This window comes from Streptomyces lavendofoliae (genome assembly GCF_014649735.1).
GTDB classification, from domain to species: Bacteria; Actinomycetota; Actinomycetes; order Streptomycetales; family Streptomycetaceae; genus Streptomyces; species Streptomyces lavendofoliae.
Genome location: NZ_BMTP01000003.1, coordinates 312,924 through 329,750, shown reverse-complemented (window position 1 = coordinate 329,750; position 16,827 = coordinate 312,924). Strand labels below are relative to the sequence as shown.

At 72.9% G+C, this 16,827-nt stretch carries 14 protein-coding genes; 3 read left to right on the top strand and 11 right to left on the bottom strand.

The genetic code is table 11. The annotated features are described in order from the left end of the window. The first annotated feature begins 23 nt into the window (after window positions 1–23). Window positions 24–515, top strand: coding sequence for a hypothetical protein (locus IE109_RS07110; RefSeq protein WP_189549882.1), 492 nt, complete (start codon window positions 24–26; stop codon window positions 513–515). A gap of 49 nt (window positions 516–564) precedes the next feature. Here IE109_RS07110 and IE109_RS07105 read toward each other — a convergent pair whose 3' ends face one another. The 11 genes from IE109_RS07105 to IE109_RS07055 form a co-directional block, all read right to left on the bottom strand. Continuing rightward, window positions 565–1,425: an immunity 49 family protein gene (locus IE109_RS07105; protein WP_189549881.1), complete on the bottom strand. Its 861-nt coding sequence runs from the start codon at window positions 1,423–1,425 to the stop codon at window positions 565–567. A gap of 128 nt (window positions 1,426–1,553) precedes the next feature. Then, window positions 1,554–2,420, bottom strand: a complete 867-nt coding sequence (locus tag IE109_RS07100) for an immunity 49 family protein (RefSeq protein WP_229890652.1) — start codon at window positions 2,418–2,420, stop codon at window positions 1,554–1,556. A gap of 14 nt (window positions 2,421–2,434) precedes the next feature. Continuing rightward, on the bottom strand, window positions 2,435–5,500 hold the full coding sequence (locus IE109_RS07095) for a hypothetical protein (protein ID WP_189549880.1): 3,066 nt from the start codon (window positions 5,498–5,500) through the stop codon (window positions 2,435–2,437). Next, window positions 5,497–5,922 (bottom strand): DUF6507 family protein, encoded by a 426-nt coding sequence (locus IE109_RS07090; protein WP_189549879.1) that lies wholly within the window; start codon window positions 5,920–5,922, stop codon window positions 5,497–5,499. The genes IE109_RS07095 and IE109_RS07090 overlap by 4 nt, the downstream gene beginning before the upstream one ends. 23 nt (window positions 5,923–5,945) lie before the next feature. Then, window positions 5,946–6,260, bottom strand: coding sequence for a pore-forming ESAT-6 family protein (locus IE109_RS07085; protein ID WP_189549878.1), 315 nt, complete (start codon window positions 6,258–6,260; stop codon window positions 5,946–5,948). A 30-nt stretch (window positions 6,261–6,290) separates the two neighbouring features. Further along, window positions 6,291–6,623: a hypothetical protein gene (locus tag IE109_RS07080; protein WP_189549877.1), complete on the bottom strand. Its 333-nt coding sequence runs from the start codon at window positions 6,621–6,623 to the stop codon at window positions 6,291–6,293. 126 nt (window positions 6,624–6,749) lie between these two features. Continuing rightward, window positions 6,750–8,168, bottom strand: a complete 1,419-nt coding sequence (locus tag IE109_RS07075; RefSeq protein ID WP_189549876.1) for a DUF6177 family protein — start codon at window positions 8,166–8,168, stop codon at window positions 6,750–6,752. A 159-nt stretch (window positions 8,169–8,327) separates the two neighbouring features. Next, window positions 8,328–12,308 carry a type VII secretion protein EccCa gene (gene eccCa / locus IE109_RS07070; protein ID WP_189549875.1) on the bottom strand — a complete coding sequence of 1,327 codons (3,981 nt, stop codon included), beginning with the start codon at window positions 12,306–12,308 and terminating at the stop codon, window positions 8,328–8,330. A gap of 14 nt (window positions 12,309–12,322) precedes the next feature. Further along, window positions 12,323–14,131 carry a MinD/ParA family ATP-binding protein gene (locus IE109_RS07065; RefSeq protein ID WP_189549874.1) on the bottom strand — a complete coding sequence of 603 codons (1,809 nt, stop codon included), beginning with the start codon at window positions 14,129–14,131 and terminating at the stop codon, window positions 12,323–12,325. A 62-nt stretch (window positions 14,132–14,193) separates the two neighbouring features. Beyond that, window positions 14,194–15,549: a type VII secretion integral membrane protein EccD gene (gene eccD, locus IE109_RS07060; RefSeq protein ID WP_189549873.1), complete on the bottom strand. Its 1,356-nt coding sequence runs from the start codon at window positions 15,547–15,549 to the stop codon at window positions 14,194–14,196. Window positions 15,550–15,648: 99 nt separating this feature from the next. Further along, window positions 15,649–15,942: a hypothetical protein gene (locus tag IE109_RS07055; protein ID WP_189549872.1), complete on the bottom strand. Its 294-nt coding sequence runs from the start codon at window positions 15,940–15,942 to the stop codon at window positions 15,649–15,651. A 188-nt stretch (window positions 15,943–16,130) separates the two neighbouring features. On the opposite strand from IE109_RS07055, the gene IE109_RS07050 reads away from it, so the two are divergent. Both IE109_RS07050 and IE109_RS07045 read left to right on the top strand, forming a co-directional pair. Next, the gene (locus IE109_RS07050; protein WP_189549871.1) at window positions 16,131–16,487 is read left to right on the top strand and encodes a PRC-barrel domain-containing protein; all 357 of its coding nucleotides are present in this window, start codon (window positions 16,131–16,133) and stop codon (window positions 16,485–16,487) included. Window positions 16,488–16,537: 50 nt separating this feature from the next. Then, window positions 16,538–16,708, top strand: coding sequence for a hypothetical protein (locus IE109_RS07045; RefSeq protein WP_189549870.1), 171 nt, complete (start codon window positions 16,538–16,540; stop codon window positions 16,706–16,708). Window positions 16,709–16,827: the final 119 nt, after the last annotated feature.

Genomic DNA, 16,827 nt, shown 5'->3' with positions numbered 1-16,827 from the left:
CGCCCCGCCGGTACGGTTCCCGCGTGGCGGACATCTACGAACTCACGATCGCGCTCGACCTGCGGGACCTCTCCGACGCGGAGGCGGCCGAACTCCGCTGGCACCTGGGGCTCGGCCCGCGGCCGGAGAGGCTGACCCTGGTGCGCTCCTTCCCCTTCGTGTACGAGGACGAGGCCGGCCGGCCCGTCACGGAGGAGCAGCCGTACGCGCTGCTGGGGCACCTCGGCGGGGCGCACAAGGTGGGCGGCGCCCTCACCTCCGCGCTGGTCCGGCGCCCCTCGGGGGGTTGGGCGCTCACCTCCCGGCAGGAGATCCACCCGGACGTGTCCGACGAACTCGGTCAGCTGCTCGGCCGGCTGGCGGACCGGGCGACCGACCGCCACCGGCGCCCCGGGGGCCACGTCCACGTCGGCTCGATCCGCTTCCACGAGGAGGACCGCCCCGACCCCCTGATGGTCCGGGACGGCACGGTGGCGTGGCCCTGGCCGTCCGGCTGGGACGCGGCCGGCGCCTGACGCCCAGCGGGCCCGGGTGACTCCGGGCCATGGCCGGCGCACGTCGCCGTCAGGTCGGGAACTCGCCCAGCCAGGCGCGGTTGAGCAGCTCGCTCGGCAGGTAGTCCGACTCGACGTCGATCGGGAACCCGGCGTCGTACGCCAGGCAGGCGATGGCGAGCGGGCCCAGCGCCAGGTACCCGGCGACACTGCGCTCCCGCTTCTCGGAAGCCGTCCAGTACAGCTTGTGCATCTCCAGCGCCTCGACCAGCGCCCGGTTGAACGCCGCGTGATCCTTGCGCAGAAAGCACTGGAAGAGGTTGACCGGCTGGTAGAGGATCCGCTCCACCAACTCCATGTCCGCCACCTCGATGGCGTTGGGGTACGACGCCTCGATCGCGGCCAGCAGCTTCTCACCCAGCCCCGGACGCTCCAGCCAGTACGCCTGGAGCGCGTCGATCCACAGATAGACGAACTCGTCGTACTCGGTGCCCGAAGCGCGCAGCACGTCGAGCGGGACCTCGCACAGGGCGGTCATCCTGGCCTGCTCGCGACAGACGACGGCCAGCCAGAACGCGGTGACCCAGTTGCCGGGGTTCGCGTGCAGCCCCGCACCCAGCGCCCGCAGGGTGCGCGTCTCGTCGGCGATGCGGGACTCCACAGTGCCCTCGGACCGGGTGGCGACGGCGAACAACGCCGAGCCGACCTGCATCGCCGCGACCGCCGCCTCCCATGTCGGGAGAGCCGACGCGTTTGGATCGACCGCCAGCCGCGCCTGGAGGTGGAGCATCGCGGTGTCCAGAGCGCCGTCGAGGGCCCCGGGGGACTGTTCGAAGGACGCGATGTCCTCCAGGAGGTCCTCCCCCAAGGAGTCCGCGTAACCCTGGTCGTCAGGCCCCGGCGAGCCGTGCCAGGTCACTTTCACTGTCATCTACGCCTTCGTCGGAGCAACACCGCCATGCGCCCGACCGGTTCTCTGGACTCGGCAGGCAAACAGTGTGCTCGCACGGCCGCTCGCCGGCAGGACCACTTCATGACCTGATTTCCGCCCCGCACGGCTTACGTCGGGTATTCGCCGACCCAGGTACGCCTGAGGAGATGCTTGGGGAGATACTCCGATTCGACCTCGATCGGCATGCCGGCATCGTGCGCCATGCAGGCGATGGCCAGCGGACCGAGGGCGACCAGGCCGTCACCGCTCACGGCGCGCGCCTCGTTCGCGGTCCAGTACTCCTTGTGCCAGGTGAGAGCTTCGACGAGGGCAGCATTGAACTGCTCAACCTCCTGACGCTGGTAACGGTGGAAGAGTTCGATGGGCGGGTAAAGAATCTTCAGCATCAGCTCTTCGCTCGCCACCCGTGCCTGCGCGGGGGCGGTACCGTTCACCGCGGCGACCAGGGAGTCCCACGTCTCTTGTCGGCCGAACCAACCGTTCTGCAGGGACTCGACCCAAGGGTAGATGTACTCGTCGAACTCGGCTCCGGACGCCCGAAGGAACGAGACGGGCACGTGCGCCAGTCGATCGGCCCGCTCATTCTCCCGGCAAATCACAGCCAAGTAGTACGACGTGAGCCAGTTGGCCGCGTGCAGATAGTCCTGGGGTCCGGTGGCCGGAAGGTGTTTGACCTCCCCCATGCTCCCGATGCGGCACGGGACAGGCTCCTCCTGCGCGGTTCCCGCCGCGAAGAGTGCCGAGCCTGTCTGCATGGCTGTAACCCATGCCTCCCAGGTCGGAAACTCGGCAGCTTCGGAATCGGTCAGGCATCGCCACTTTGCTGCGGCAAGCGTGTAATCAAGTGCGTCGAAACGGTCGAACTCCGACGTTTCGATTTCCTCAAGCACGTCTTCAGCACTTTTGATCACCGGTGCCATCGCCTCGGCTGCGTCGTCCGTGCGGAAGTCATGCCGCGGGATACGCGTCACCACGTTTTCTCCCTCAACTAGATCTTGAAGTATTCGAGCGTGGCACCAGCGTAGGAGGAACCATTGGGTTTGATGGCCTTGACCATGACGTACTGCAAGTTTCCCTCACGCAGCGCGGCACGAAGGTCAGCGGCGATCTCGGCATCCCGGCCACCGCGCCTCTGCATCTCACCCAGAATCGTGCGTATGTAAAGGCGCGTGCCCTGTTTGACACGCATACCCGCGGCTCCGCCGTGATCGGTCGGGTTCGCAGGATCCGGGTCGGCCTTGCCATGGCGCCAGTCGAGATCACCCGACGGCGCCTTGGCCTCGACGATGAGGTAGGTGTCGTCCTCGAGCTTGTACACCTGGTCGAACATGTCAGCGCCGTTGGGCGTCTTCGGCAAGGGTATGGGCTCGGCGTTCTCGAACTTGGCCGGCACCACGTGCAGTTCGGCCGCCTTCTCACCGAGAGCCTCGGAAATCTTACTGTTGACCGGCAGGTCGCCCAGTCGGGCCTTGTACGCCGCCTGTGCGGACTTCAGTGCCGCCTCCGTGGCAGCGGTCGGCGCCTCGTCGTGTGCCTTCATCGCGTTGGTGAGGTCCACGTACGCCTTACGATTCGCCGCCGCGTCGTTGAGCGCGGAACGATTGGCGTCAGGCACTGAGTCCAGGCCCAGAGGCTTGCCCCCGAACTTGGTCTCGGAAGGCCCGCTCGGCAGGTCGTGCGCAGCGACCAGCTTCCCGTCGGGAAGCTTGACGAGCTGAGGCAGCTCGACCCCGTCGACCAGTTTGTCGACCCTCTTACGGCGATTCATCGAGTCGTAGTGCTCGTTGTACCACGTACGGTCGGGGTCGTTGGCCTTGCGGACATGCTCTTCCTGAATGGCCTTGCGCTCTTCAGGAGTCAGCTCACGTTCGCCACCGTTGCCATCGGTGCCGTCGCCCTGGCCCTCACGGTTCGCGGCAGTCACTGGCTGGTCGCCCGCGCCCGCCGCGGCGTCGTCCACCGCGCCCGTGCCCGGGGTGTCGGGGAGGCCGGAGCCGGGGACGCCGTTGTCGGCGCCCGAGGTGCCGGGCACGCCGTTGTCGGCGCCCGAGGCGCCCGAGCCGCCGCCCGGGGTGGCGTTGTCCGCCGTCGAGGCGCCGGGCGGGACGTCGCGGGAGCCGCCGGTGGTGGGGGTGTCCGCGTGGGTGCCACCGGGTACGTCGCGGGTGCCTCCGGTGCCCGGGGTGTTGTCCAGGTTGTTGGTGGGCAGGTGGTCGCCCGCGCCTCCGCCCGGGAGGTTGTTGCCGGCCTGGCCCGTCGGGAGGTTGTCCGCGAGGCCGCCGGGGGTGTTGTCGGCGAGGCCGCCCGGGCTGTCCGGGACGCGCACCGGGGCGTCGTCGCCGACGCGGCCCACATCACCGAGGTTGGTGTCCAGGCTGTTGCCGAGGTTGATGGCGGTGTTGTCGCCCGCGTGGACGGCCGCGCCCGCCATGGCCGGGACCTTGGCCGGGGTGTCCACACGCGGGTTGTCCGCGCCCGCGGCGGGGTTCGCGTCGGGGTTCGCACCCCGGTCCACGGTGTCCGTGGGGGCGTCCTCGATGTCGCTGACGACCTTGCCGTTCTCGTCCAGGACGTTGCCGGCGCCGTCCAGGTAGCGGGGCGGCGCACCCTCCTTGACGGGCAGGGGCATCGCGTCGGCGGGGACGGTCGGGGTGTCCTTGGGGACGGCGACCGTGCCCTCCTGGAGCGGCGTCGAGCCCGCCGGGGCCGGGGTGTCGTCCGGCAGCCTGACCACGCCGTCGCCGAGGTCGACCGCGCCGGGCGGGACCGCCGTGCCCTCGGGGAGGCGGACCGTGTTCGGGGGTACCTCGACCGCGCCGGGGGGCACGGGGGTGCCGTCGGGCAGGTGGATCGTGCCGTCGGGGCGCATCAGCGAGCCCTCCGGCAGGACGAACGTCCCCTCGGGGATGGGCGGCACATTGAGGTTGCCCATGCCCTTGAGGCCGGCCATCACGTCACCGATCTTCGTGATGCCCGCGCCCGCGCCCTTGAAGAGGTACGTCGTCGGGTCGATGGCCCGGCCGGCCTTGCCCGCGAACGAGATGGCCCGGGCCGCCGCGCCCGCCTTGCCCGCGCCGGACACCGCGCCGCCCGCGCCACCGGTGAACACGGTGGTCAGGACGTTGAAGGTGACCGCGCCCGCCGCCCGGGCCGGGTTGGAGCCCCACTGGTCCCAGGCGACCAGCGCCTTGCCGGTCTCCTTCATCGCCGTACGGGAGTCCCTGATCCAGCCGGGCAGGTCCTTGTCGTCGGCCATCCAGTACGCCCCGGCCAGCGGCGTGGCGGTGATGACCAGGCCGGTGGCCAGCAGGCCCAGGCCCTTCCACGCCTGCCCGGCCGCGTCCCAGCCCTGGAAGCCGACCAGGGTGCCGAGGCCCTTGATCGTGCCCCAGACGCCGTCGACGATGACGCCCTTGCCGAAGTCGTAGGCGTGCTCCCACACCTGCCACCACGGCGTCGACTCCTCGACCGCGTCGCCCCAGGGCAGGCTCTTGGCCTGCTTGAGGGCCTCGGCGTCGTAGCCGTACATTCCCTCGCCGTTGGAGCCGTCGTTGACCTTCAGCGCCTTGCCGCCGACCAGGGCGACGATCTTCGCGTGGGCGGAGCGCTCGGCGGCCTGGAACTGCGTCCAGACCTCGGCGATCTCGTTGCGGCGGTTGTTGTTCTCCTCGACCAGGTCGCCGTCCTCACGCCACTTGTCGTCCTCGGCGATCTTCTGCCGGAAGGTGACGGCGTCGCGGCGCAGGTCGTCCAGCTTCTGCTTCAGGGGGCGGATGTCACTGGCGTAGGTCCCGAGCGCGCCGGCGATGGTGCACATGTCGCCGCTGATGTCGAGCGCCTTGTCCTTCACCGGCTGGGTGGTGGCGAACAGCTGCTCGGCCTCGGGGGCCTTGTAGAAGGCGCTGAGACCGCCGAAGGAGCTGTGGACGTCGCCGGCGGCGGTGGCGATCCTGCCGCCGGCGCCGGACAGCGCCTTGACCTTCTCGTCGAGCAGTTCGAGGTTGCCGGTGAACACCGGGACCTCGGCCGGGTTGACCGGCTGGTTCTCGCTCACTTCTTCCCCCCGAGCTCCTTCAGCAGGTCGAGCCGCACCTGCCGTGCCGCGTCCTGGGCCTCCTTGGCCTGGGTCAGGTCGCCCTCGACGTACTCGTTGGTCGCCGTGGCCGCGCCGATGACCGCCGCCTGGATGCGCTTGGCCATGGGTTCGAAGTGCGTCTTCTGCCGGCCGGTCATGTACTCGGCCAGCGCCGCGCCCACCGGGCCCGTCGCCTTCTGCGTCAGCGGCGCGCCGGAGGCCGTCGGCCCCTGCAACGGAATGTTCGCGGCCGAACCCGGTACCGCCGTACCCGCCGCCTGGGCGGCCTGCTGCATGTCGGTGACCAGGGCGTTCAGTGCCTTCTCCAGCTCACCGGCGTGTGTGCCGACGACCTTGAGCTGACCCTGCACCCCCTGGGGCTGGATGTCCCACGCCGTCATGAAAACGCTCCCCCGTACCCGCGTCAGCCGATGTTGTCGACCGCGGCCTTCGCGCGCTGCAGCGTCGCTTGCGCCGTCGCGTCGTTCTTCTCCAGCGTCGTCTTGAGCAGCTGGATGATGTTGCGGACCTCCTGGGAGGCGGCGTTCCAGCGCAGTTCCTTGCCGTGGTACTCGTCCGCCACGCCGTCGGCCGCGAAGTCCGTCATCGCCGCCTTCACCTGGGCGTCACGCGCGGAGATCACCTGCTCCAGCCGCGCGATCACCGCCTGGATGTTCATCTGCGCCTCGGAGGAGGCACCCGTGTCGTACGAACGACGGTCGCTACCCGCAGCAGCCATCAGCAATCAACTCCCCGTGTACGGATCGGTCTAGCGGCCCGAGAAACGCGCCGCGTCGAAGTTCGCCGACGACATCTGCGTCCGCGCGTTGTCACCCTGCTCCTGGTCACCCGAGCCGAACGCCGACTCCATGCCCGACTGGCCGCCCAGGATGGCCGCCAGCGAGCCGTTCAGCGCCGCCGTGATCTCGTCCGAGCGCGACTTGAAGGAGTCGAACGCCACCTTGCCCGCGCCGTTGAACTTGCCCTCCAACGGCGCCGCAGCCTGCACCAGCTGACGGATCAACTGACCCAGATCGTTGCTCGAACCCTGCGACTGGGACATCAGGGTCGACAGGACCTGCGCCCCCATATCGAACTTCATCGGGCTACCCCCGCTGCGATGGACGATCGTATGGATCGAATGTACGACTACATGCCTATCAACTCAGGCGTCGCTGCTGCAATCAGCAATCACCGGCTCGTACCGCCTTGTGACGAACACATGACATCACTCGCCCTTCAGGTGCCGCACCAGCCGCTCGAAGTCCTGCCACCCCGACAGGTCGGACGGGTCGCCCGGCAGTGGGTAGTACAGCGCCGGCCGGGATTTCGGGCCCAGTTGGACGGGCGCGGCGGCCAACGGCGTGTTGCGGGCGCGGTCGCCGGGCATCGTGCGGACCTCCTCCGCGCCGAGCACGAAGGCCAGCGGTACGCCCGGTCCCTCGAAGCGCGGCTGTACCGCCAGGTCACGGCGCGCTTTGCGGATCTGTACGAGCATCGACAGCAAGTGGTGGCGGGTGGCCAGCACCTCGGCGGCCCTCGGCACCGCGTCCACCGGAGGCTCCTCGTCCGGCCCGTAGCCGAAGGCCAGCGTGACCTCCTCCTCCACCCCCGCCTTCGTCCGGCTCACGCGCACCGTGGCGAGACCGGGCCGCTCCGGGCTGCCGACGACCACCACCCACGTCGGTTCGGGCGCCCGCTCGAAGGCCACGTCCGTCAGCCGCCGCAGCGACCACGGCAGGTTGGCGGGCTCCGCCGTGCCCCAGCCGGCCGGTGCCTCACCGGTCAGCTCGCGCCACACCGACTCCAGGGCCCCGCCCAGCACCAGCCGGTCGTCCGCCGGGTGGACCGTGCGGAAGGTGACCGCGAGCTGCCGCTCACCGCTGTCCGTGACGCCTTCCTGGTATGACGCGGCCACCCGGGCGCGCGGGTCGTCGTCCGTCGAGTCCGGCTCCGCGACCGGGAAGAACATCCCGTCCCGCCACGCCAGAACCGCCCCGGACAGCCCGTCGTAGTACCCGTCCCGCTCGTCCTGGACCACCCAGCGCGACGGCCACGCCGACAGCGCGGACCGTACCGCCGGGGAGAGCGTGGCGCCCGCCGGGCTGACGACCTGGAGCCCCAGGCCGCCCTCGCCCGCCGCCCGGAACGCGTCCGCCAGCCAGGCCGTCATCGCGACCACGGGGCGGTCCTGGATGACGACGGCCACCTTGTCCGTGAGCACGTCCACCGCCGGCTGGGCGGCGGCCGGCGGCGCGACCGACACCCCGTCCGACGCCACCACGGCCAGCGATCGCGCCGCCTCCGGCGGCCACGCCGAACCGCCCGCCAGGGACGCCAGCCGGGCCGCGAAGGTGCCCGCCAGCCGCTCCGCCTCCGCCACCCCGGTCGTGGCACGGGCCTCCGTCCACCAGAACGGCACCGGCGGCGGCGTGGCACCGAGCAGCCGCTCCGCCTCGCCGCGGACCTGCACCAGCAGCGGTGCCTCGACGGAGACGAGCGGGCGGCCCCGCTCGTCGCAGAGCCGTACGACGGCGTCCTCGCCGGCCGTGTCCACCAGCTTGTCGGGGCCGCCGGAGAGGAGGCCCGCGAGAACGGTCCACGGGTCCGGCATGCGCTCGGTGAGGGCTATGACGTCCTTGGTCATGGGTCGTCCGGTCCTTAGGTCTCTTCGGGAAGGAGGTCTGTCTCGTGGAGGAGGGCTGCCCGGCGGAGGAGGGCTGCCGCCGAGGGCCCGTGCCGGAGGGCGCCCCGGCCCGTACCGGGGCGGGGGTGAGCCCGGGGGCGGTGGGGCCCGGCCGCCGGTCTAGTCGGGCGTGTACACCGTCTGCACCAGACGGTTCGTCTGGCCCCGCCGGATCAGCACCCCCCGGCCCGGCGGCTGCTGCGAGGCGTACACGCCGGGGAACAGCTGCCCCTCGCTGCGGTCGCCCGCCATGACGATCGCCGACGCCCCCGACTCGCGCAGGCCCTGCACCAGCGGCTCGTACATACCGCGCGAGGCGCCCGCGACCCGGCGCGTCAGCACGAAGTGCAGACCGATGTCGACGGCGGAGGGGATGTACGGCAGGAACGGCGCGAGCGGCGCCTGGCCGGCCGTCGTCAGCACGTCGTAGTCGTCGACGAGCACCACGATCCGCGGGCCGCTGCCCCAGCTGCCCGGCTCCAGGTCCTCCAGCCGGGCGCTCTCGTCGGGCAGCCGCTTCTCCAGCTCCGTGGCGATACCGGCGGCCAGTCCCCCGCACAGCTTGGCGTTGTAGGCGTACCCACCGAGGTACTCCTCCGGCACGACGCCCCGCAGGCCGCGCCGCGGGTCCATCACGGCGAGGACCAGCTCGTCCTCGCCGTACCGCTCGACCAGCCCGCCCGCGATCGTCTTCAGCAGGTTGGTCTTGCCGCACTCGCTGTCCCCCATGACCAGCAGGTGCTGGTCGTGCGCGAACAGGTCCAGCAGCACGGGCGCGAGCGCCGTCTGGTCCAGGCCGATCGGCACCCGCTTCGGCTCGGCCACCGGGCCGGGCAGCAGGTGCGGCTCCAGGACGTGCGGCAGCACCCGCACCGGCTGGGCGACCTCGCCGCTCCAGGCGGCGCGCACCTGCCGGGCGGTGCGTTCCAGGACGGTGCCCAGGTCCGTGTTGTCCGGCAGCCCGTCCGTACGCGGCAGAGCCGCCTGCGCGAACAGCTTGCCGTCCGTGAGGACACGCCCCGGCTCGTCGGGCGACAGGGTCTCGGCCAGCTTGCGGTCGACGCTGGTCTCGGAGGCGTCGTTGAGGCGCAGCTCGACCCGGGTGCCGAAGTACGACTGGGTCGCGATGCGGACGTCGTTCCAGCGCAGCATGCCGGCGACGACGTGGATGCCGTACCCGCCGCCCCGCTTGAGGATGTCGACCACGGCGTCGTCGAGGTCGTCGAAGTCGTCGCGCAGCGCGCCGAAGCCGTCGATGACCAGGACGATCTCGGCGGAGGCGAGCTGCGGCAGCCGGCCCGCCGCGTGCAGGGTGCGCAGCTGCTCCACGGAGTCGATGTTGTGCGCGCGGAACAGGTCCTCGCGCAGCGCCAGCATGTTCCGCACCTCTTCGACGGTGCGGGCGGCGCGCTCGCGGTCGGCGCGGCTCGCGACGCCGCCGACGTGCGGCAGGCCGGTCAGCGCCTGGAGGCCGCCGCCGACCAGGTCCAGGCCGTAGACGCCGACCTCACGCGGCGTGTGCGTCAGGGCGAGCGACAGGACCAGCGTGCGGAGGAGGGTGGTCTTGCCGGACTGGGGGCCGCCGATGACGGCGGCGTGGCCGCCCGCCACCGTGAGGTCCAGGTACCACTCGCCCTGCCACTGCCTGGTCGGGTCGTCGAGCAGGCCCAGCGGCACCTGGAGCGGGCCGCGCCGCGCGGAGAGCTGCATGCCGCGCGGCCCGGCCTGGAGGGGGCCGGCGACCTGGTCGAGGGCGACCGCGCCGGGCAGCGGCGGCAGCCAGATGCGGCGCACCGGGTCGGTGGGCGCGTTCTCCAGCTGCTCGACGACGACGCCCAGCTCGGTCGGACCGGTCTCCCGGCGGCGTACCGGCGCCTCCTGCGGGCCGGACTCCTCGGCCCGGCCGAGGGTGTTGTACGCCTCGTACTCCAGGGCCAGCGGTCCGGTGTCCTCGTCGGCCGCGCGCCGCACCGGGCCGCGGTAGGCGCCGGAGACGTAACTCGCCTTGAACCGCTCGTAGTGGCTGGTGTCGACCTTCAGGTAGCCGAAGCCGGGCAGCGGCGGCAGGTGGAAGGCGTCGGTGGTGTCGAGCACCGTGCGCGACTCGTCGGCGGAGAAGGTGCGCAGACCCAGCCGGTACGACAGGTAGGTGTCCAGGCCCTTGAGCCGGCCGCCCTCGATGCGCTGGCTGGACAGCAGCAGGTGTACGCCGATGGAACGGCCGATGCGGCCGATGGACAGGAACAGGTCGATGAAGTCCGGCTTGGCCGTAAGGAGTTCGCCGAACTCGTCGATGACGATGAACAGGTGCGGCAGCGGGTCGAGGTCGGGCCGCTTCCCGGCGCGCAGCGCCGCGTAGTCGCCGATGTCGGCGACGTTGCCGGCCTCCTTGAGGACCTGCTGGCGGCGCTTGACCTCGCCGGCGAGGGAGGCGTGGACGCGCTCGACCAGACCGGCCTGGTTCTCCAGGTTGGTGATGACGCCGGCGACGTGCGGCAGGTCCGCGAACGGCGCGAAGGTGGCGCCGCCCTTGTAGTCGACGAGGACCAGGGCCAGGTCCTCCGGCGGGTGGGTGGCCACCAGTGCCAGCACCAGGGTGCGCAGCAGCTCCGACTTGCCGGAGCCGGTGGCGCCGACGCACAGCCCGTGCGGGCCCATGCCCAGTTCGGAGGACTCCTTCAGGTCGAGCAGCACCGGCTCGTGGGCGTCGCTGACGCCGATCGGTACGCGCAGGAAGGCGCGCTCCCCGCGCGGCGCCCACAGTGTGGCGAGGTCCAGCCGTGCCACGTCGTCGATGCCCAGCAGGTCGGCGAAGTCGACCGGCCCGGACAGCGGCGCGTCGGCGAGCGACTCGGCCGACAGCCGCAGCGGCGCCAGCATCCGGGCCACGCCCTCGGCGAACGGCACGGACACCTCGTCCACCGTGCCGTGCGCGCCGACCGGCTCCTCCTGCCGCAGGTCCTCGATCGCCACCTGGTCGCCGTCGACGGTGATGCGCACGCCGACGTGGCCCGGCTCCTGGACGCGCCGCTCCAGCAGGTGCAGGACGGTGACGCCCATCTCGCGCAGGCCCACCGCGTCGTCGGGGCGCGGCAGGTCCACGGCGTCCTCGCCGTGCCCGTCGGTGACGACCAGCAACCGGGACGACATCGACAGGGCGTCCTTGCCGGACAGGCCGCGCCGCACCTCGGCGGCGTAGGAGGCGCGGCGGCGCAGTTCCGGGCCGAGCTGCCGGGCGAGCTGCGGCGCGGAGGGGGCGATGCGGCGGGCGGCGACCGGGCCGTCGAACTGCTCGGTGTCCAGCAGGTGCGGCATCCACTTGACCCACTCCCAGTCGGCGAGCCGGTCGCCGGGCACCGCGAGCGCCACGCCCACGTCGTCCGGGGCGTGCAGGGCGGCGGTCTGGACGAGCAGGGCGCGGGCGACGCGCAGGCAGTCCTCGCGGGGGCCGACGACGCTGATGTTGCCGACGCGGTCGAGGGGGACGGTCAGCGGGAGTTCGGTTCCGGTGCGGAAGCGGTCCATCAGCGCAGACGCCTCGTTGAGCATGAACCGGTCGGGCGGCGTGAGGACGGAGGAGCCGCCCTGGTCGGCGATCCTCAGGTCCCGTACGGGCATCTCGCCGGTGCCGACGCGGACGCGCAGGAAGTCGGCGTCGAGCCGGCGGCGTTCCCACAGGCGGGCGGGGTCGCGGACGATGTCGTACAGCGCGTGCGGCGGTGGGTTGAGCACGTCGGCCCGCTCGCGCCGCTCGCGCTCCTCGGCGGACAGCTCCTCGCGCAGGTCCTCCAGGTAGGCGAGGTACGCCTCGCGCTGGGTGCGGCGGGTGCGCTGCGCCTTGCCGCGCTGGGAGAAGACCAGGACCAGCGAGCCGATGACGGTGACCACGAGGATCAGCGCGCCGAGCGCGGCGAACTGGCTGTTGCGGACGACCGTCATCATCACGACGGACGACATGACGCCGGCCACGGGAAGCAGCGACATCGCGATGTTGCCGCCCTTGCCCTCCGGGAGGTTGGGCGGGGCCTCGATGGTGCGCGGCTCGGGGGCGGCGGGCGGCCTGGTGGTCCGGGCGGGGCGGTGTATCAGTCGGGTGCTCATCGGTCCGCTCCCCCTCAGTGGCGCTTCTGGGACAGCTGGAAGACGTCGGCGGCCAGCCGGGTGGCGGCCTGCCGGGTGGGGTGGGCCAGCAGCTCGGTGCGGATCGGGCCGCCGGCCGCCAGGTGGCGGTCGTACGGCAGGACCTGGACGCTCGCGCCGGTGACGGCGAGCTTCCGGGCGGCCTCGCCGAGGTCCAGCCCGGTATGGGGCACGAGTTCGGTCAGGACGACGACGGTGCCGGCGATGATGTGGCGGGGCAGGCCCTGCATCCACTGGAGCACCGCGTGGGTGCTGGCGATGCCCTCCAGCGTGGCGGGCGCGGTCAGGACGCGGGCCTGGGCGGCGGACAGCGCGACGCGGGCGACCTCCGCGGGGAGGGTCTCGCAGTCGACGACGGTCACCCCGAAGTAGCGGCGCAGGGCGACCATGACCCGCTCGTACGCCCGGGTGTCCAGCATCGCGCCGATACGGCCCTGACTGCCGGGCAGCAGCCAGGCGTTGTCGGGGAGCTGGACGAGGTAGCCGGTGACGTCCAGCAGCGACATCTGCGGCTCGACGATGCCGGCGACGTCGCCGGTGGTCCACCGCAGCGTCTCGGCACCCAGCCGCAGCGGCAGCGACCCGAGGGCGGGGTCCGCCTCGACCAGCAGGACGGGGTCCTGCCGGTAGTGCGCGTAGGTGAGGCCGAGCAGCGCGGTGACGGTCGACTTGCCGGCGCCGCCGCGGATGGACGTGACGGCGATCTGCCGGCCGGTCGTCACCGGCTGCTGGAGCGTCTCGGCGGTACGGGTGGTCTCGGCGACCTCCCGGGCGGCGGACGAGGAGACGGTACGGCGCACGGCGCGGACGGCCCGTGCGGCGAAGGGCTCGCCCCGGCGCGGCTTGCGCCCGGCGGCGGCGAGGTCCTTGTCGACGACGGGGCGCGAGTCGGGGGTGGCCGGCCCCTGCGGGTACGGGCTCGGGGCGGTGCCCTGGGCGGCGGGGGCGGGTGCCGGGGACGGTGCCGGGGCGGCGGACACGGCGGCCTGCCGCGCGCGGGCCGCCTCGGCCGCGCGGGCCGACGCCGCCTGGGCCCGCGGGTCGGCGGCGGCGTGCGGGTCGGCGGCGATCGGGGCGTACGCCTGCGGGCCCTGCTGCTGGGGTACGTGCCCGGCCGCCCGGGCGGCCGGTACGGGGCCGGGCGCGGCCGGCGGCACCTGTCGCCCGCTGGCGGGGGCCTGCGGGGCCGGGGCGTGCGGGCCCCGCCGGTCGGGGCCGGGCGCGGCCGGCGGCGCCGACGCGGCCTGCGCGGGGCCCGGGTGGGGGTGCGCCTGCCCGGAGGCGTGCGGCGCCGCCCCGCCGGCGGGCGCGCCGGCCTCACGGGGCGCGTGCGCACCGGGCAGGGGCACGGGCACGGGCGGCGTACCGGCCGTACCGGCGCCGGGCACACCGGGCACGGGGCTACCGGCCGCACCGGGTGCGGGCCTGCCGGCCCCCGGCGTACCGGCCGTACCGGGCACGGGCGTGACTGCCGTACCGGCGCCGGGCACACCGGGCACGGGGCTACCGGCCGCACCGGGTGCGGGCCTGCCGGCCCCCGGCGTACCCGGCGCACCGGGCACGGGGCCGGTGGCCCCGCCGGGAACCGGCTCACCGAACACGGGGGCGCCGGGGGCGGGGGGCGGCGGGACGGCCGCGGGTGCCTCCGGCACGGGGGTCGCGTCAGGCCGGGGGGCCGGGGGGTCGGCGTCCGGGGCCTGCGGGGCCTCCTGCGGCGTGGCCCTCGGGGCCCCGGCGCCCAGGTCGCGCAGGACGTCGCCCTGCCAGTTGTCTCCGTTCGGCATGTCTGCCCTTCTTCTCCCCGCCCTGCCGCAGCACCCGGAACCCGGGCCTCGGAACCCGGACCTCAGAACTTGTCGAGCAGCTGCCCGTACACGCCGAACACACCGACCGCGAGCGGGAAGAGCCCCACCATGCCGATGGATTCGACCAGATCGGCCGTCCGCCGCAGCCGCACCCGGACGTGCTCGGGCGGCTGGACCGCCAGGACCACCAGCGGCAGCACCGCCGCAGCGCACAGCAGCGTCAGCGGCCCGGCTCCCCCGGCGTGGTCCATCCACAGCACGACCAGGCGCACGACCAGCACCCCGGCCGCGGTGAAGAGCGCCACCACCTCCGCGACCAGGGGGAAGGCCCGCGCCCTGGACAGCAGCACGACGGCGACGACCGACGGCAGGACGACCGTCCACAGGCTCGGCCGGTCCGCCAGGGTGAGCAGCCACCCGCCCGCGGCGGCCGACAGCGCGGTGACGATCGTCGCGAGGACGAGGCCCCGGTGCGTGGCCGCCAGGGCGTTGCCCACCTGGTGGCGGCTGACGGAGGCACCGCCCGAACGCCGGTCGTCGAGCGCGGTGAGCCCCGACGCCATCAGGGCGAGCCGGGGCAGCAGGCCGAGCAGCACCACGGAGAAGACGGCCATGACGGCGCCGAGCCGCGCCGGTTCTCCCTGGACTGCCGCGACCGCCTCCCACACGAGGGCGAGCCCCGCGGTGGCCCCGGCGCCGATGAGCCCGCCGCGGCCGAGCGGAGAGAAGTGGCCCAGCATCGCCAGCGTCACGGTGAGCGCCCCCGCGACGGCGGCGAGCCGCGCGGCACCGGACCAGTCGTGCGCGTCGGCGGCGGTCCACGCGGTGAGGATCCCGAGCGCCCCGGAGGCGATCAGGAGCGCCGTCGCCAGGCCCCGGTTGCCCCGCCCGATCCGGGCGACCAGCGCCCCGGCCGCGAGGAGCACGACCGTCACGGCCGCGAGGGCACCCGCCAGCGCGTCGAGGGCGAACTCCCGGCGGGCCAGCACCGCGGTGACCACCGCGAAGACGACCGTCGCGACGCCCGCGCCCGCCCGCCGGGCGGCGGGCCGCCAGCGCCACGCCTGGAGGTCGAGGTCGTCGGCCACCTGGTCGGTGACGTCGTGCACCACGGGCGCGGGCGGCGCGGAGTGCGCCCTGACGAGCCGGAGGACGGCTCCGTCGGCGATCCCGGCGGACGCCAGGGTGCTGTCGTGTGGCAGCGCGGAGCCGTCGGACGTGATCAGCTGCCGGGTCATCGGCCGCGACGCGGCACGGTCGTCCAGCAACTGGAGGATGTCCGGGAGCAGTTGCCCGATCGGCGTGTCCGAGGGCAGGACGATGTCGGCCCGGCGCCGCTCGCCGACCAGGGTCACCCTGCTCAGTTGCGCCCGGGAAGTCGTTGCTGTGCTCACCACTTACGGGAACCTATCATCGCGACGTCGGGAACTTTCGGGCCATTTCGACCGGTCTCGATGTGTGCACCGCCGACGTTTCCCCCATTCCCTTTACGGGTGTTACTGCGAAGTCTTACCGGTATCCGCGGACTTCTCCGGCTTCGCCGGCTGCTCGTACCGCTGCTCCTGCTTGCGCTGCTCGGCCTTCTGCTTGGCCAGGGTGTGCTGGAGGAAGGACCACCCGACGCACCCCGCGCACAGCACGGCCGCGATGGCGATGCCCGCGAAGACCTTCCCGAGCCGCTCGTCCGCCGTGCGCCGCGCCCGCTGGGCGCCGAACAGCAGCGCGTCGCGCATCCTGCGCCGGCGTACGGCCACCGACTCCAGGAGCTGGCTGTCGTAATCCCGTGCCATGCGTCGTCCGTCCCCCTTGCTTTGCCTCCGCAACATAAGGCATGGGCGAGCGGCCAGTACACCCCAGGGCGCCGTCCCGGGAGGCCGCCGGGACGGTGCCGGGGGTACGTGCGGTGGCGCCGGTCGGCGTGCGGGCGGACGCTGGAGTGCGAGGACGACCGAACGGACCGGCTCAGAGGGCAGAACGCATGATCCAGTCAGCAGACATCCGCGAGTGGCGCGACCACGACGTCGTCGACCCCAAGGGGCACAAGATCGGCGTGCTGGAGGCCATCTACGTGGACACCGCCACCGACGAACCGGCCGTCGCCACCGTGCGGACGGGGCTGCCGACCCGGCAGCGGCTGGTGTTCGTCCCGCTGGACGAGGCGGTCGTGGGGCCGGACTACCTCAAGGTGTCGCACCCCAAGGCCGAGGTGCGCAAGGCCCCGTCCATCGGCACGGACGACGTCCTGCCGGCGGAGGGGGAGGCGGAGATCTTCCAGCACTACGGCATGCCGTACGAGCCCGGAGCCGGCGGAGAGCGGAAGCTCGCGCGCCGCTGATCCGTCCGCCCCGCCCCAGCCACCCCAGCCACCCGTGGAGGTGCCCGTCCATGGCGTTCTTCCTGTTCCTGATCATCGTCGCCATCGTCCTCGGGCTCATCGGCGTCGTCGCCGAGGGCCTGATGTACCTGCTGATCATCGGCATCGCCGTGCTCGTCCTCGATCTGCTCTTCTTCGGGTTCCGCTGGTCGCGGCGGTCCCGTGGGCGCCCGGTGCGCTAGGGCGTGCCACCCGTCCGGCCGAACGGACCGCCGGACGGTCCGCCCGGTGCCGGGGCCCGAGCGGTCCGGGGCGGTCCGGGACGTCAGGGGGCGGTGAACGGGTGGCGCGGTGCGGCCAG

Excerpts from the sequence above, each read along its gene's own strand:
- IE109_RS07105 (WP_189549881.1), bottom strand. The coding sequence starts at position 1,425 with ATGACAGTGAAAGTGACCTGGCACGGCTCGCCGGGGCCTGACGACCAG.
- IE109_RS07090 (WP_189549879.1), bottom strand. The coding sequence starts at position 5,922 with ATGACGGCGTGGGACATCCAGCCCCAGGGGGTGCAGGGTCAGCTCAAG.
- IE109_RS07085 (WP_189549878.1), bottom strand. The coding sequence starts at position 6,260 with ATGGCTGCTGCGGGTAGCGACCGTCGTTCGTACGACACGGGTGCCTCC.
- IE109_RS07080 (WP_189549877.1), bottom strand. The coding sequence starts at position 6,623 with ATGAAGTTCGATATGGGGGCGCAGGTCCTGTCGACCCTGATGTCCCAG.
- IE109_RS07075 (WP_189549876.1), bottom strand. The coding sequence starts at position 8,168 with ATGACCAAGGACGTCATAGCCCTCACCGAGCGCATGCCGGACCCGTGG.
- eccCa (WP_189549875.1), bottom strand. The coding sequence starts at position 12,308 with ATGAGCACCCGACTGATACACCGCCCCGCCCGGACCACCAGGCCGCCC.
- IE109_RS07065 (WP_189549874.1), bottom strand. The coding sequence starts at position 14,131 with ATGCCGAACGGAGACAACTGGCAGGGCGACGTCCTGCGCGACCTGGGC.
- IE109_RS07055 (WP_189549872.1), bottom strand. The coding sequence starts at position 15,942 with ATGGCACGGGATTACGACAGCCAGCTCCTGGAGTCGGTGGCCGTACGC.
- IE109_RS07050 (WP_189549871.1), top strand. The coding sequence starts at position 16,131 with ATGATCCAGTCAGCAGACATCCGCGAGTGGCGCGACCACGACGTCGTC.
- IE109_RS07045 (WP_189549870.1), top strand. The coding sequence starts at position 16,538 with ATGGCGTTCTTCCTGTTCCTGATCATCGTCGCCATCGTCCTCGGGCTC.